Annotated in this window: 17 protein-coding genes; 3 read left to right on the forward strand and 14 right to left on the reverse strand. The window is 41.2% G+C overall.

Annotated features, from left to right (window positions below; translation table 11 throughout):
• Positions 1–132 precede the first annotated feature (132 nt).
• The 3 genes from HG263_RS07110 (at position 133) to ilvN (ending at position 3,761) form a co-directional block, all read left to right on the forward strand.
• A complete protein-coding gene (locus tag HG263_RS07110; protein WP_171625374.1) occupies positions 133–1,140 on the forward strand; it encodes an isocitrate dehydrogenase in 1,008 nt (335 codons plus the stop codon).
• 399 nt (positions 1,141–1,539) lie between these two features.
• Positions 1,540–3,264: an acetolactate synthase 3 large subunit gene (locus HG263_RS07115; protein ID WP_171625375.1), complete on the forward strand. Its 1,725-nt coding sequence runs from the start codon at positions 1,540–1,542 to the stop codon at positions 3,262–3,264.
• Complete coding sequence (gene ilvN / locus HG263_RS07120) at positions 3,264–3,761, forward strand: acetolactate synthase small subunit (RefSeq protein ID WP_171625376.1); 498 nt, start codon at positions 3,264–3,266, stop codon at positions 3,759–3,761. Before HG263_RS07115 ends, ilvN begins: the two co-directional genes overlap by 1 nt.
• A 55-nt stretch (positions 3,762–3,816) precedes the next feature.
• On the opposite strand, the gene HG263_RS07125 is transcribed toward ilvN, so the two are convergent.
• From HG263_RS07125 to HG263_RS07190, 14 genes are all read right to left on the reverse strand, one after another.
• Positions 3,817–4,092 (reverse strand): HU family DNA-binding protein, encoded by a 276-nt coding sequence (locus tag HG263_RS07125; RefSeq protein ID WP_152087661.1) that lies wholly within the window; start codon positions 4,090–4,092, stop codon positions 3,817–3,819.
• A gap of 200 nt (positions 4,093–4,292) precedes the next feature.
• A complete protein-coding gene (locus HG263_RS07130) occupies positions 4,293–4,814 on the reverse strand; it encodes a DUF2878 family protein (RefSeq protein WP_171625377.1) in 522 nt (173 codons plus the stop codon).
• Positions 4,777–6,039 carry an SAM-dependent methyltransferase gene (locus HG263_RS07135; RefSeq protein WP_171625378.1) on the reverse strand — a complete coding sequence of 421 codons (1,263 nt, stop codon included), beginning with the start codon at positions 6,037–6,039 and terminating at the stop codon, positions 4,777–4,779. Before HG263_RS07135 ends, HG263_RS07130 begins: the two co-directional genes overlap by 38 nt.
• A 1-nt stretch (position 6,040) precedes the next feature.
• The gene (locus tag HG263_RS07140) at positions 6,041–6,775 is read right to left on the reverse strand and encodes a DUF1365 domain-containing protein (protein WP_171625379.1); all 735 of its coding nucleotides are present in this window, start codon (positions 6,773–6,775) and stop codon (positions 6,041–6,043) included.
• Positions 6,772–8,025 carry an NAD(P)/FAD-dependent oxidoreductase gene (locus HG263_RS07145; protein ID WP_171625380.1) on the reverse strand — a complete coding sequence of 418 codons (1,254 nt, stop codon included), beginning with the start codon at positions 8,023–8,025 and terminating at the stop codon, positions 6,772–6,774. Before HG263_RS07145 ends, HG263_RS07140 begins: the two co-directional genes overlap by 4 nt.
• Positions 8,022–8,732 carry an SDR family NAD(P)-dependent oxidoreductase gene (locus HG263_RS07150; RefSeq protein WP_171625381.1) on the reverse strand — a complete coding sequence of 237 codons (711 nt, stop codon included), beginning with the start codon at positions 8,730–8,732 and terminating at the stop codon, positions 8,022–8,024. Before HG263_RS07150 ends, HG263_RS07145 begins: the two co-directional genes overlap by 4 nt.
• On the reverse strand, positions 8,732–9,157 hold the full coding sequence (locus HG263_RS07155; protein ID WP_171625382.1) for a nuclear transport factor 2 family protein: 426 nt from the start codon (positions 9,155–9,157) through the stop codon (positions 8,732–8,734). Before HG263_RS07155 ends, HG263_RS07150 begins: the two co-directional genes overlap by 1 nt.
• On the reverse strand, positions 9,158–10,543 hold the full coding sequence (gene phrB / locus HG263_RS07160) for a deoxyribodipyrimidine photo-lyase (protein WP_171625383.1): 1,386 nt from the start codon (positions 10,541–10,543) through the stop codon (positions 9,158–9,160).
• The gene (locus HG263_RS07165; protein ID WP_171625384.1) at positions 10,543–11,499 is read right to left on the reverse strand and encodes a YbgA family protein; all 957 of its coding nucleotides are present in this window, start codon (positions 11,497–11,499) and stop codon (positions 10,543–10,545) included. The genes phrB and HG263_RS07165 overlap by 1 nt, the downstream gene beginning before the upstream one ends.
• Before the next feature lie 12 nt (positions 11,500–11,511).
• Complete coding sequence (locus HG263_RS07170; protein ID WP_171625385.1) at positions 11,512–12,162, reverse strand: ChrR family anti-sigma-E factor; 651 nt, start codon at positions 12,160–12,162, stop codon at positions 11,512–11,514.
• Positions 12,155–12,721 carry a sigma-70 family RNA polymerase sigma factor gene (locus HG263_RS07175; RefSeq protein ID WP_439331985.1) on the reverse strand — a complete coding sequence of 189 codons (567 nt, stop codon included), beginning with the start codon at positions 12,719–12,721 and terminating at the stop codon, positions 12,155–12,157. Before HG263_RS07175 ends, HG263_RS07170 begins: the two co-directional genes overlap by 8 nt.
• A 116-nt stretch (positions 12,722–12,837) precedes the next feature.
• On the reverse strand, positions 12,838–13,413 hold the full coding sequence (locus tag HG263_RS07180; protein WP_171625387.1) for an LON peptidase substrate-binding domain-containing protein: 576 nt from the start codon (positions 13,411–13,413) through the stop codon (positions 12,838–12,840).
• A gap of 58 nt (positions 13,414–13,471) precedes the next feature.
• Entirely contained in the window at positions 13,472–13,807 is a 336-nt protein-coding gene (locus HG263_RS07185) for an MGMT family protein (RefSeq protein ID WP_171625388.1), read from the reverse strand.
• The gene (locus HG263_RS07190) at positions 13,791–14,687 is read right to left on the reverse strand and encodes a LysR family transcriptional regulator (RefSeq protein WP_171625389.1); all 897 of its coding nucleotides are present in this window, start codon (positions 14,685–14,687) and stop codon (positions 13,791–13,793) included. The genes HG263_RS07185 and HG263_RS07190 overlap by 17 nt, the downstream gene beginning before the upstream one ends.
• Positions 14,688–14,730 lie beyond the last annotated feature (43 nt).

Below are 14,730 nucleotides of genomic sequence, written 5' to 3' on the forward strand. Positions count from 1 at the left end.
GCGCATAAATTGTTATAAAACGCGCTTAAATTTTCAAGCGAACGCACACCTTCCCTCTTTGTTTACTAAACTTCTCAATAGTGCCCATTTGGGTGTGGTGTAACAATTATTTTTGATAAAGGAAAAACCAGAATGGCAAAGCAAACCATTACCGTGATTAAAGGCGACGGCATAGGTCCAAGCATTATCGACTCTGCAATTGAAATTTTAAATGCAGCAGGTTGTGATTTTGACTATGAATTTGTAGATGCAGGCCTTGCAGCACTAGAAAAAACTGGTGAGCTACTTCCTAAAGAGACGCTTGAAGTGATTGAAAAAAACAAGATCACTTTAAAAGGTCCATTAACTACGCCTGTAGGTGAAGGCTTCACTTCAATTAACGTTACATTGCGTAAGCAATTTGGCCTATACGCAAATGTGCGTCCTGTAAAATCATTTGCAGGCACTAAAGCACGTTATGAAGACATCGATATTATCACTGTACGTGAAAATACCCAGGGTATGTACTCAGGCCTTGGCCAAGTAGTTTCTGAAGATGGTAACGAAGCAGAAGCAATGTCAAAGATCACCCGTGAAGGTGCAGAAAAAATCGTAACTTTTGCTTATGAGCTGGCTCGTCGCGAAGGTCGTAAAAAAGTAACGGCGGTTCACAAAGCGAACATTCTTAAGTCTACATCTGGTTTATTCTTAAAAGTTGCACGTGAAGTCGGTGAGCGTTATCCAGATATTGAATCTGCGGAAATGATCGTAGATGCAACATGTATGAAATTGGTAATGACACCAGAAGAGTTTGACGTCATCGTAACAACCAACCTATTTGGCGATATTTTGTCTGATCTATGTGCGGGCCTTGTTGGTGGTTTAGGCATGGCGCCAGGCGCAAATATTGGCGAAAATGCTGCAATCTTTGAAGCGGTACATGGTAGTGCACCAGATATCGCTGGTAAAAACCTTGCAAACCCAACTTCAGTTATTTTAGCGTCTATTCAAATGCTTGAGTATTTAGAGATGGGTGAAACCGCAGAGCGTATCAGAAGTGCAGTAGCAGACGTAATTAAGAGTGGTGACCGCACTACTCGCGATTTAGGCGGAAATCACGGAACAACTGATTTCACGCAGGCTGTTATAGAGCGCTTATAATTAGTATCGGAGGCTGGCAAATCGCCAGCCTTTTTTATATTTGATTGTTTTCAACCAATCCTGTTTTAATCTGCATATTCTAATCTATTTAACACCTTTTTATCGTTCTCATCTGTCAAAGTAAGTTAATTTTTTAAACTTATGGCGTTTTTTATGCGCATTTACTTCTATGCCCTTGACATGGGTTGTAAAACAACATTTAATGAAGTTCGTAAATTAACAAATAAAAATTAACACCAAATATGAAACGTATTTTATCTAACCTACATGTGCTAGTCCTGGTCTTATCTTTAAGTCCAGCGGGGCCGTGTTGAGCAAATTTACGCTTTAACCCCGCAACTGCGGGGTTTTTTTTTGGTTAAAATTACCAACAGGTACTGATAATACTGAGGAATGAGGATGAAAACAGAGCAATACAATGGCTCAGAGCTTGTTGTAAAAGCACTTGCCGCACTTGAAGTGGAATATATATTCGGCTATCCGGGTGGATCGGTTTTGGATTTATATGATGCGCTCTTCGGGCAAACTGAGGTTGAACATATTTTGGTACGCCATGAGCAAGCCGCGACGCACATGGCAGATGGCTACGCTAGAGCAACAGGTAAAGTGGGTGTTGTACTAGCAACATCGGGGCCTGGTGCCACTAACTGCGTTACAGGCATTGCAACAGCCTATATGGACTCAATTCCAATGGTTGTATTGTCAGGTCAAGTACCATCAAATTTGATCGGTGACGATGCATTCCAAGAAACTGATATTGTTGGCTGCTCAAGACCAATAGTAAAGCACAGTTTTAATTGTCGAGATGCTCAGCAGATCCCAACGATACTAGCGAAAGCTTTCTACCTAGCCAGCACGGGTCGACCGGGGCCTGTAGTTGTAGAGCTTCCAAAAGATATATTAAACCCGCAACTTAAGTTCAAGTACGACATGCCACAGAGCATTGAGATGAGAACTTATAACCCAAGCGTTAAAGGCCATCCAAAGCAAATCAAAAAAGCAGTAGAAGCTGTTTTGGGGGCAAAGCGCCTCGTTATTTATTCAGGTGGTGGTATTGTCTTATCAAATACTTCTGCGCAGCTTACTGAACTTGTCGAAACCCTTAATGCGCCAATTACTAATACGTTAATGGGATTGGGCGGAATAAGCGGTACACATCCTAATTTTATTGGCATGCTAGGAATGCATGGAAGTTTGGAAGCGAACAAAGCGATGGCTAACGCCGATGTTATTCTCGCACTAGGCGCTCGTTTTGATGATCGAGTAACAAATAACGTTAAAAAGTTTTGCCCAGAGGCCACAATCGTTCATGTTGATGTCGACCCAACCTCAATTTCTAAAACGATTAAAGCGCATATCCCTGTTGTTGGTTGTCTGGCAACGGTACTCGAGCAACTTCAAACGGCCATTGATAAAAGCACTAGCCGAATTGATAGAAGCGCTCAAGAGGATTGGTGGCAACAAATTACTCAGTGGCGAGCTCAGCAATGTTTGGCTTACGATAAGGGCGTTGATGTAATCAAGCCGCAAACTGTCATTGAGAAGGTATACGAGATCACGCATGGTGATGCCTACGTGTGCTCTGATGTTGGTCAGCACCAAATGTTTGCTGCACAGTATTACCCGTTTAAAAATCCAAGACAATGGATAAACTCAGGCGGTTTAGGCACCATGGGGTTTGGTTTACCAGCGGCTATGGGTGTTAAGCTGGCGTTTCCCCAAGAGCATGTTGTGTGCGTTACAGGTGACGGTTCAATTCAAATGAATATTCAAGAGCTATCTACGTGCTTGCAGTATGGCCTAGCGGTAAAAATTGTATCACTGAATAATCGTTCTTTAGGTATGGTAAGGCAATGGCAAGATATGATGTATGGTGGCAGGCATTCAAGTTCATACATGGAATCATTGCCTGACTTTGTCGCTTTAGCGCAAAGCTATGGGCATATCGGCATTCGTGTTGATCACCCTAGCGAGTTAGACTCTGCACTTGAAAAAGCTTTTGCGATTACCGATCGGTTGGTCTTTTTAGATATTCGTGTCGATGAGAAAGAGCATGTATATCCAATGCAAATTAAACTAGGTGCAGTTGATGATATGTGGCTCAAAAAGGGAGTAAAAGCATAATGCGTAGAATATTAAGTATCTTATTGGAAAACGAACCAGGCTCTTTATCACGTATTGTTGGATTGTTTTCTCAGCGTGCATATAACATCGATAGTTTAACCGTTGGTACAACGGCGGACCAAACATTGTCACGTATTACGATTACCACGCACGGTGATGACAGAGTTGTTGAGCAAATTACCAAGCAAGTCAATAAGCTTGTCGATGTCCTGAAAATTATAGACTTAACAGAAGTTCCTCACATTGAAAGAGAACTACTGCTTGTCAAAGTATTCGCCAAGGACGAAGCAACGAGAGCCGCCGTTACTCGAATAGCCGATGTGTTTCAAGGTTCGATAATCGATATGGGTAAACAAAGCTATACGCTACAGTTACTAAGTAACGCGGAGCGCTTAGAAGCATTTTTAGATATGTTAAGGCATGAAAGCGATATTATAGAATTAGTTCGTTCTGGTGCTGTTGGCATAGGCCGAGGAGATAAAGCGTTGAAAGGCTAGTGGTGAATTAGATAAAACAAAGGGACCTTGTTGGTCCCTTTGTTGTTTAACCAGATTATAGGTTAACTTGGTCTTTTAAACCTTTACCTGCTTTGAAGCTTGGAATGTTCGCTGCAGCAATTTGTATTTCAGCACCGGTTTGTGGGTTACGGCCAGTACGAGCTGCACGCTCTTTTACTGAGAATGTACCAAAACCAACCAGTGCAACTGAATCGCCTTCTTTTAGAGACTTGGTTACGGCACCAGTGAATGCTTCAAGTGCGCGAGCTGCCGCCGCTTTTGAAATTTCAGCGTCTGCTGCCATCTTTTCAACTAGTTGAGCTTTATTCATTATTAGATTCCTATTCATTTTTTATTTTGCCTAAGCAAAACCTATGTTTATGCATTTTGGTTAGATGTGCAACTATTTCCTGAAAATTTTAGTTAAAAAATTGATAAACGTCAGGATTAGCACGCTTTCAACGGCAGTTTGTATCTGCACTAACCAAGCTTCTACAAACTAGCAAGCGTTACTCGTTTTCGCAATAGCTGTTAGGCGATAAATTTGCTTTTTGTGAATAACCAATCATAAATTATTATAAAAAATAAGGTACATACCAGCCAGAGTACGGAAAATGTAACGTAAAACTGAATAATTGGTACTAAAATATCAAACACCCCAAAGTTTGCAGCAGCCAAGTAACTTGCAGGTGCAAACAAGCCAATAACTGCTGTGCCCAAGCGGTTTGGCAGCGTTATAATTGCTTTTAGTGAGCTGTCAAACGTCAATATAAAAGCCATCCACAATATCATTAACCAAAACGGTACTGTGCCTTCAGGGTGAGCGATAAGTCCTGAATAAACTGACAAATACTCTATACCAATACCGAGTGGTAAGCTGAGTGCTAACAGAGTAAGTTGCTTGCAATATTTTTTATGGGTGAATAACAGTAACAGGCATAATATCAACATAGCCCAAGTGGCTTCACCCTGATATAAAAAGGCGAGCATCCAGCATGCCTGAAACAGTAAAAAATTAATAATCAAGCGTATCGACGCAGGTAGAAGAAACATATCTAGGCTTCCTCGCGACCAAGTGAATAGTGCTGGTGGCTCGTTGTTTGAAAGCCCCTTCGCAGTAGCATAGATAAAACTCCCACAGGCGATAGAAACGCTGATCAAATTTGGTATGATCTAGTGTCGGCCACGCTTTTTTAAAACGACTGTACCAATCATTCAATGTTCTCGCATAATGCAGACCTATGTCGTTGATACTATGAACAACCATGGATGTGTTAGAACAAATTTGCGTGTTAAGTTCAGTGATGGAAGGTAAGCATCCACCTGGAAAAATGTATTGTTGGATAAAGTCTGATTGCTTCAAATAGTGTTGATAGCGTTGGCATGCAATGGTGATCGCTTGAATCAACATAGCGCCGTCTTCTTTTAACAGCGAATCGCACTTTTTAAAAAAGCTTGGTAGGTAGTCATGTCCCACCGCTTCAATCATTTCAATCGAAACGAGCTTATCAAAATGACCTTCTAAGTCTCGATAGTCTTTTTTCAATAAGGTGATTTTATGTTCAAGACCAAGCTCTTTAATTTTATTTTTGACATAGTCGTGTTGCTCTTCAGATATCGTTGTTGTCGTTACATGGCAGCCATAGTTTTGCGCTGCATATATCGCAAACGCACCCCACCCGGTGCCAATTTCGACCACTTTATCGTTCGCACTCAAATCTAAGCTTTGGCAAATTGCCTGTAATTTGTTTTGTTGCGCTTCTTCTAACGAGCTTTGCTTATTTGGATAGACTGCGCTTGAGTAGAGCATTTCTTTACTCAAAAATGCACTATACAGCTCGTTTCCAAGGTCATAATGGGCAGCAATGTTTTTCTTCGAACCTGACTTTGAGTTTTTGTTTTTCAAATGTTTGAGTTTATTAACAAACCCAGTAAGAAAAGAAAACTTACGTTCAAATGCATCTAACTGGGCCTGATTTATAGCAAAAATTTCAATTAATGCGGTTAGATTTGAACAGCGCCAATATCCTTCAATGTACGCCTCACCAGCGCCAACGCTGCCACCTAAAGCGAACATTTTAAACATAGCGCTATCAACGATGGTAATCGTACAAGACAGGGCGTCTTCCCGATTGCCAAATTCATATCTCTCACCGCCCATAAGTACAGTGAGGTGCCCTGTTTCTATGCTATTGAATGCTGAAAAAACGAGCTTGCTGTATAATTTTTCAGGCCAAGACAGAGGAAGCTGATTGTGAATTGATGTTGTGTTTTCCATATTAACGCCCCGAGTGTCCTAAAAAAGGCACTTTTTTAAAAAATAACTTTAATGCTTGCCAATAAATGCTTCTAAATATAGACACAGTCATGGCAGGAAACCGCTTTAACAAAGAAGACACGTTTGAGCGCATAAGTGCTTGGCGCTTTAGCCGTAACTTTGCCTCAAATAGGAGTGTCTCACCTCGCTTATTTGCAATATGTATCAAAACACTGCGATTGCTTATTGTTACTTGCCAATGGTAGTGCATATCTAGATCCATAAAAGGAGATACGTGAAAAGTTTTTTTAAAGTTCACTTTTTCATTCAATTTCACTAAATAACAATGGCGTTCGTTCCAAGGTGTATTGCTCACTTCGGCCAACATATGTGTATATTGGCCTTGCTCATTGGTAAAAAAATAGAAGTTAACTGGGCTGAAATAAATTCCAAAGCACCGCATTTGGCATAGTAAGAACACGTTATTGGGAACGCTGTCGATACCGAGTGCTTGGCCCGCAGCGATCGCACGTTCTTTTAAGTTACCGGTATAGTTAGTTAAGTAGTCTTTTTCATTAAACTTTAGTAGTTTAATCCCTGACGTGCCAAGCAGTGGGTGAACATGATTAAGCTGTGCTGTTTCGTCTAAATCTAACCACATCATGTAAAGTGGATAATGAAACTGATGCAGCGTTGGTGTGAAACGTTTGTGTTTCACATCCCCCAGATATAATGCGCTATTGAGAGGTGCACTCAAAACTCGATTCCCATTTGCTTAGCAACCTCTACAGCACTGCGAACACCATCTTCATGAAAGCCATTAAACCAATATGCGCCACAGAAATAGCTGTGCCTTTTACCGTCAACAAGGGGTTTGCGTTTTTGCGCTGCGATACTGCTGCGGTTGAATACTGGGTGGTGATAAGTAAATCGACGCAGTATTTTACTTGGCTCTATCCCGTCTTCGTGATTAAGCGTAACGCAAAATGGTTGTTCACTTTCCAGCTGCTGCAAAATGTTCATTTGATAAGTAACAACAGCCGCTTTATCAGTTTGTTTATCAAGTAGATAGTTCCAACTTGCCCATGCGGCTTGACGTTTTGGTAACAAGCTGGCGTCGGTATGTAAAACGACCGAATTTGCCGTGTAAGGAATGGCACCGAGTACTGCCACTTCATCTTCACTTGGACTGTCTAACAGGGCGAGCGCTTGATCTGAATGACATGCAAAGACAACCTTATCAAAGTTCTTACACTGCCCATCGGCCATCACAATTTCTACGCCAGACTCATTACGAACAACTTTTTTGATGTCGGCATTTAATTGAATATTGTTTTTGAACTTGTCGACAAGTGGTGCGATATACTCTCTTGAGCCCCCTGGTATAACGTACCATTGCGGTCTATTAGTTATATCTAGTAAACCATGGTTGTAGAAAAACTTAACAAAAAATTCGACTTCAAATGCTTCCATTTCCTTAATGCTAGTTGACCAAATTGCAGCACCCATAGGTAGGATGTAATGCAGTTTAAAAAAATCATTAAAGTGGTTTAATGTGAGCAGTTCACCAAGAGTGTTGCAGCTGCTGTAATCCTGTTTTGCATGCATCGACTTGCAGATTTTATTAAAACGCACAATGTCATATAAAAGTCGCCAAAACTTAGGACGTACAATATTACGCTTTTGAGCAAATAGAGTAGAGAAAGTATGACCGTTGTATTCAAAGCCTGTCTGGGTGTTTTTAACACTAAAGCTCATTTGCGTAGGTTGGCGATTGACGCCTAATTGTGCGAGTAGCTTTTCAAATTTAGGATAGGTTCTGTCATTAAAAACGATAAAGCCTGTGTCGATGGCATAACTTTGACCGTTCATTTGTACGTCTACAGTGGCGGTGTGACCGCCTATGTAGTCATTTTTTTCAAATACTTGTACATCAAATTTGTCGCTCAACAGGTATGCGGCGGTCATGCCTGATATACCAGAGCCGATAATCGCTACTTTTTTCAACGTCTAATTCCTTTGGATAAAAACAGCCACATGCTAAATGGCAATAGTTGCAACAGTTTGAGTATAAAGGTAAAGCGTTTTGGAAAATGAATTTCCTTTTTCCGCTTCGATATTCCTTTCATTATAGCTTTGGTCGCCTGTTCCACAGATACAGCCATTGGCATTGAAAAATCATTTTTATCTGTGAGCGGCGTTTTAACAAAGCCAGGATGTACAACGCTCACATCTATGTGGTCAAGGTCCACGGCAAGAGACTGGGCTAGATAGGTTGCGCCTGCTTTTGATGCACCATAGGCTTGTGCCCTTGGTAACGCTAAAAAAGAGGCGCTGGAGCTGACAATGATTAACTGCCCACCCTCGCGTAGTCGTGGCAGTAGCACTTCCAGACAGTATCCTAATGAAAGTAGGTTTACATCAATAACCCGTTTAAAAAGCGCACTGTCAAAGTGTTTGGCATCATCAATATATTCACAATTACCTGCGTTGAGAATCAGTAAATCTAGTGCGTCGATTTGGGCGCATTGGGATTTGATCTCATCTATTTTTGTTACATCCATCTGTAGTGCGGTTATGTTGGCAATTTGAGTTAGTTCACTAAGGGCTTGCTCATTTCTACCACATGCATAAACGATATGATCGTTTGCATATTGCTCTGCAAGTCCACGTCCAATGCCCGATGTTGCACCTGTTATTAGCACCCGTTTCATTATTTTGCCGCTCTTTTGTCTATGAAACCGATAAGCTGTTTGAGCAGCGGAATATTTCTATACAACATGGCAGCTGCATCAAAGTAGTCTTGGTGATAAATGATTTTATCGTCTTCAAAGCGAAGGTGGCTGTGCCCATTGACTACCACTTCTTTACCACCATTAATTCGCTTGTGTTGAAATCGCATCTGCCAATATACAAAGCCATTGCCTTCAATATCGAATGTTTCTTTGATATCGAAGTGGATCGTTTGTACATTCGCATACATGTTCGCAAAATATGACTTAAGCTGACTTAACCCAGTGACGTGGTGCAGGGGATCAATAAACTGAATATCCTTATGATATACCAGCTCTAATGGTGACAAATTGTCAGCACTGAGCAAATTATACATATCTATAAATCGTGCAATCACATTATGCATTTATGACACCTTGAATGCTTCTAAAGCCCTTACCCTTGCCACTTTGTGATCAACCAGAGGTTGTGCGTATTGGGTATTTTGCTTTGTAACCAGATAGTCGTGTGGGAAATGAATATATTTTGATGGTACATCTCCCAGTTCTGGTACATATTTACGGATGAAATCTCCTTGAGGATCAAACTTTTCGCTTTGGGTTATTGGATTGAATATCCGAAAATATGGCTGAGCATCGCAACCGGTACTTGCAGCCCACTGCCAACCGCCATTATTACTGGCAAAATCGCCATCGATTAAATGCTGCATAAAGTATTTTTCTCCATGGCGCCAATCGATAAGCAAATGTTTAGTTAAGAAACTTGCGACTATCATACGTAGTCGGTTATGCATCCAACCGGTTTGATTCAACTGCCGCATAGCTGCATCGACAATGGGGTAGCCTGTTTTTCCTTCGCACCATGCTTTAAATTGTGTTGCGTCATATTGCCATTGCACCGCATTGTATTTTTTGTTGAAATTTTCGTGCCTGCACAAATTAGGAAATGCAATAATCAAATGACGGTAAAACTCCCGCCAGATCAACTCATTCACCCAGCAAAATTCAGGTTTAGTCGTGGTATGTAAAATATCAGGGTAGAATAGTTGCAGCTGGGCAAGGAGTTGCTTAACAGATACCATCCCAAGCGCTAAATAAGGGCTCAGACCAGAGGTACCCTTAATACTGGGGATGTCCCTAACTGATTGATACTCTTCACACTTGTTTTGTATAAAGTGGTTTGCAATTGTTTTTATGGTATCGTCATCTATTGGCCATTTAAGTGAGCTACCGTCGCCTTGCAAACATTCAGGGAGGTGCCAACGCGTATGCTTATTACTCTTTTCTAGTGGCCAACTGGGTATAAAAAAATGATGTTGTTCAAACTTTTTCAGCCACGCCTTTTTGAACGGGGTAAACACTTTGAACATATCACCACTTTTTGTGGTGACACTATGCGGCGGCGCAACTAAATCTCCATCAAACAAAGTAAGGTCTATACCCAATTCGAGACATTTTTTGTCTCGTTGACACTCGTTGATTTCGTATTCACGATTTGCATACACACGTTGTGTATTATGTTTTTCACAAAAACGTTTAAGTGCTTGTGGTGTGTCACTGAAATCATCTACTTCTACAATATGTAAATAGATACCATAGTCACATAAAGCCTGTCCTAGCCAAGCTACTCGGCGTTTTAATAAGTCAATTTGAATGGGCGCAGCATTATGTGTTTGCCACTGCTTTTGGCATACAAAAAAAAGTGCCTCTTTGGCACCATTTTCTACAGCCTCGATTAAGGCGTCATTGGCAAAAAAACGTAGGTCTCGCCTAAACCACAATATTGGAGCCATCAAATACCAAACCTTAACTTAAGTTCATTCGGATAGGGGTCGAAGTACACTTGTTGTGCCAAATACTCGTTGGGGTGTACAGTTAAGTGATGCTTTAATAAAGTCAGCGGTACATATAAAGGAACCAAACCTTGTCGATACTGGTCAATGGCGTTACATAACTCCTGCTTTTCAATTTTAGATAAATCGTTTTTAAAGTAACCTTGAAGGTGCGCTAACGTGTTCGTTTGGTTTTTACGAGATGCAGGACTGGCTAGCGCTTTCATCAAGCCGGAAATATAACTTTGCTTAACCTGCTCTATGGGCGTTTCAGATGCTTGAGCAAGATAGCGCCCCAGTTCTCGATAAGATTCATAATTGTGCGCCATAACAAGATATTTATGCTTAGCATGAAATTGCGTGAGTTCGTGCATTCCGACACTGTGTAAGTTTAAGTTCTGCCAACTTTTAAATACATACACGCGCATGACAAAATTTTCGCGAAGATGAGGGTCATTTAATCGTCCGTTTTCTTCGCACGGCAATAATGGATTATGCTGCATAATCTGTTGCGCAAAAAAGCCAACACCTTCTGATGTATTACCGGTGCCAGCTTCGTTATAAATTTTCACACGTTCCATACCGCAACTTGGGCTTTTGGCACAAAAGATAAACCCAGATAATGAACTTGCATGCTCTGTCGCAACCTTCTTACCGTATTGGGTAAGTTTTGGGCCAACATCTCCTGTGCCATCAGGGCGACACACCTTGATAGTGTCGCCGACTTTTACTTGTCTTATTGTTGGCCTTGGGATTGGCAACCCTACAGCTACCTCTGGGCAAAACTTCACGTATTCAACGTGCTGCGCAAGTTCATCCATACAAAAATTAGAACGCTTATGACCTGTATCAAAGCGAACCTTATCGCCTGCGAGGCAAGCGCTAATTCCGATCCTTATTGATGAAGAATTTTCCATTGTTAATATCACCTAGTAAATTAAATTACCGATAGGGTTTAGTAATTTGCTTAGACCTTTATTGAAGTGCAATGCGCTATTAACAACTGTAAAGCATAAACACCCCTCAGCTGTTGTTGGTTGGTGATTATGTCTTGCATCTAACCAAATAAAATCACCAGGCACATAACTACCCTTTTCATCTGAAAACTCACCATCTAGCAACAAAGTGAGCTCAAACCCCGTGTGCGTGTGATGCGGGATCTCTCCATGTGGCGCTATTTGTAGTAAACTGGCTCGCATCTCACCATCATCAAGCTTTAACCTAGATCGTGACAGTTTGCCAAGTTGAACAAAGTTACTCCTGTCAATAGCAGCTATGGCGCGTGGCAGGCTTAGCTCTTTACTTTGATAACTGAATACTTCTGGTTCATATTGCGCCACGGTGTCAACGTCACTGCTTTGAGTTATCATTGACAACATATCCGCAAAGTCATCGTTATCAAACGGTGATGTGGTATCTGCGAACGCTGTATCTGCTTGGGCGACTTCAATTGTGTCAACTTTGCTTTTACAACATGCGCAAAATTCTAAGTGAGCTGAAACCGCGATACTGAGTGTTGCTGGTAACTCTCCGAGACTGTACTGGGAAAGTAGCTGCTCTGATGGATGGTGCTTAATCATTACTGTCTCCCATTTCTGCTCTTAGTTTTTGTAAGGCAAGTCTTAATCTCGATTTAACTGTACCCACTGGAATATCCAATTGCTCGGCGAGTTGCTCTTGCGACATTTGTTGAAAATAAACGCCCTTTACCACATCTTGCTGTGCAGGTGGCAGTTTGCTGATATGTTCTTTAATTTTATTATCTTGAAGATGGTCTGCAAAACCGTCATCTACAACTTGCTCGTCTTGCAGCAACGGCCAGATCTCTTCACTAAAATGTTCTTCCTTATTGCTTTTCATTTTGCGTAACGCATCAAACGATGCGTTACGCATTACGGTATACACCCATGTCGTTGCAGCCCCTTTATCTGGGTGATACAAATGTGCTTTTCGCCACACTGATGTAAGCGTGTCCTGAACCAGCTCCATTGCTAAAGCTTCGTTGCCGAACTGTTTAATTCCAAAGCGTTTAATTTTAGGTGCAAAATACTCAAACAGCGTAGCAAAGGCTTGCTTGTCTCTCGAGCTAGCCACTTTGCATAGTGCGTCAGATAAAGCTTGGCTTGGCGCTTGTTCCATGTTGTTACTGTTTCTCGCGATTGAGGGTGAATCGCATGTGGATACTTGGTCGACCATAACTCGTTATCTTTTAAGACTATCGATAACCAGTTTTACGTATTTGAGTATCTAATGGATCACTGTGATTCATTTAAAATAGTATGGAGGAAACTGACCACTTGTTCAAAGTTTACCGACGATTTAAGTTTATGTTTTTCTGACTCTTTCATGGGTAAAAGCTCTAACCACCGACTTGCTACCCAAACCGGGTCTTCAAAATGTTTGTCTCGATATAGCTCATCAATTTCAGGATTTTGAGAAAATACATTAGACAACATCTCACCCATTTGGCTGGTAAAGTGAGAAGACAGCGTACTTTGATAGCGCCACAGTGGTTCTGCAATTATATTGATATGTGCGTGGCGCAAGTTTTGTTCGTCCATATAAGGGTTCTTTATGCTAACTCTGTGTTCGGCAAACACATCAATTAACAGTTGTCCGTTTCCGTCTTGAGAAAAGTCAACGATACGCACGTAAACCCCCTCTTTAGGCACGTTTAAGTAGGCATTGTCTGTATGCCTACATAGCACAAAACCATTATCACGCTTTAACGCGTCCCCAACCATAGTAAGGTATCGCGGTTCAAATATTCTTAACTTGGTATATCCTCCTGGTAGTAAAAATACCCCAAGTGGAAAAATGGCACGTATCATAGTTACCCACAGGTCAACGAAAATATGTAGTTAGTTACGTACTGTGGCAAATTTACGATCATTCGTAGGCAAGCCATTGGTAAGTTTTTAAACGGATTTTATTGTTTTGAAACTCTACGCCTTCTGCCTCAAGCAATTGACGTTGTTGTTTATATTTATCGCTATTGAGCGCAAATGAAATTTTTCCTTGGCTATTGATCACGCGATGCCACGGTAAAGAGCTTCCCTCTGGTAAGTTCTTTAACAGTCTTCCAACTGCTCTTGACTGATTTTGCGCGCCAGCCATTTTTGCAAGTTGTCCATATGCGGCGACTTTGCCTTTAGGTATGGCACCTATCAGGGTGTATACCCTAGCTTTAAACTCTTCATCGGCTCCACTATTGTTGTTTTGCATATTGAGTCCCTATTTGCTGAAACTTTTGCCAAATCGCACGCGCCACAGGACCATGATGTCGGGCTTGTTTGCGAAAAGCATGGATTTTAGCAGTAAAAGTGCTTTGTCTATCTGTGACATTTATTTGCTCAAGTAGCCCAGCATCAAGTTCCGCTTGGCAATGGCTAAGGCTTATCATGGCAAAACCAGTCCCGCTAAGCAAAAATGACTTTATCGACGCGATGTCATCTAATTTCATCATGCCGGCGCCTCGAGCATAAGCGAGCCGCTCACTGTCAAAGTTAAAACCACTTTCAAACATGGCAAGACAAGGATAATTGGCAAGTTGTTCATAATTCAACTTGGTGGGTAATAAGCTTTTTTTGGCAACCAATCCAAGACGGATTTCGCCGATAGCTATTGATTCTAAATCGCCTGTAGCATGGAATAGATCAAACCAAGGACCAATTCCTAAATCTGCATCGGCATTGTTAACTTGTTCCAATGCGACAAAGCGTTTACCACTGGTGATGGCTATTTCAGTATGAGGAAATTGCTTAAAAACATCACTGATCACTGAGTTATATTGAGTTTGGTAGCACAGAGGTTCATAACAAATATTGAATCTTGCTTCATTACCAAGGGAAAACTCTTTAGCTAAAATTTGTAAGTCATCGCGAAATACTAATAGCTTGGCCGACTCATCACAGAATCGCTTGCCTTTTTCGGTGAGCGTCACACGGTAATTATTGCGGTTTACAATCGTGAAACCAAGTTGTTCTTCAAGTCTTTTAAGCGCTTGAGTTATAGCGGGTTGTGTTTTATACAACTGTTGTGCAGCCTCACTTAGGCTAGCAGTTTTTGCAACCGCTTGAAGTATTTCTAGGTCTGAAATTTTCATAATCAAAACTTATAAAGATTCTAATATTATATAATTTTAATTT

The organism is Pseudoalteromonas caenipelagi, from assembly GCF_013140855.1.
Lineage (GTDB): Bacteria > Pseudomonadota > Gammaproteobacteria > Enterobacterales > Alteromonadaceae > Pseudoalteromonas > Pseudoalteromonas caenipelagi.

Coding starts and splice junctions, on each gene's coding strand:
- HG263_RS07110 (WP_171625374.1), top strand. CDS start 133: ATGGCAAAGCAAACCATTACCGTGATTAAAGGCGACGGCATAGGTCCA.
- HG263_RS07115 (WP_171625375.1), top strand. CDS start 1,540: ATGAAAACAGAGCAATACAATGGCTCAGAGCTTGTTGTAAAAGCACTT.
- ilvN (WP_171625376.1), top strand. CDS start 3,264: ATGCGTAGAATATTAAGTATCTTATTGGAAAACGAACCAGGCTCTTTA.
- HG263_RS07125 (WP_152087661.1), bottom strand. CDS start 4,092: ATGAATAAAGCTCAACTAGTTGAAAAGATGGCAGCAGACGCTGAAATT.
- HG263_RS07130 (WP_171625377.1), bottom strand. CDS start 4,814: ATGTTTCTTCTACCTGCGTCGATACGCTTGATTATTAATTTTTTACTG.
- HG263_RS07135 (WP_171625378.1), bottom strand. CDS start 6,039: ATGGAAAACACAACATCAATTCACAATCAGCTTCCTCTGTCTTGGCCT.
- HG263_RS07150 (WP_171625381.1), bottom strand. CDS start 8,732: ATGAAACGGGTGCTAATAACAGGTGCAACATCGGGCATTGGACGTGGA.
- HG263_RS07155 (WP_171625382.1), bottom strand. CDS start 9,157: ATGCATAATGTGATTGCACGATTTATAGATATGTATAATTTGCTCAGT.
- phrB (WP_171625383.1), bottom strand. CDS start 10,543: ATGGCTCCAATATTGTGGTTTAGGCGAGACCTACGTTTTTTTGCCAAT.
- HG263_RS07165 (WP_171625384.1), bottom strand. CDS start 11,499: ATGGAAAATTCTTCATCAATAAGGATCGGAATTAGCGCTTGCCTCGCA.
- HG263_RS07170 (WP_171625385.1), bottom strand. CDS start 12,162: ATGATTAAGCACCATCCATCAGAGCAGCTACTTTCCCAGTACAGTCTC.
- HG263_RS07175 (WP_439331985.1), bottom strand. CDS start 12,721: ATGGAACAAGCGCCAAGCCAAGCTTTATCTGACGCACTATGCAAAGTG.
- HG263_RS07180 (WP_171625387.1), bottom strand. CDS start 13,413: ATGATACGTGCCATTTTTCCACTTGGGGTATTTTTACTACCAGGAGGA.
- HG263_RS07185 (WP_171625388.1), bottom strand. CDS start 13,807: ATGCAAAACAACAATAGTGGAGCCGATGAAGAGTTTAAAGCTAGGGTA.
- HG263_RS07190 (WP_171625389.1), bottom strand. CDS start 14,687: ATGAAAATTTCAGACCTAGAAATACTTCAAGCGGTTGCAAAAACTGCT.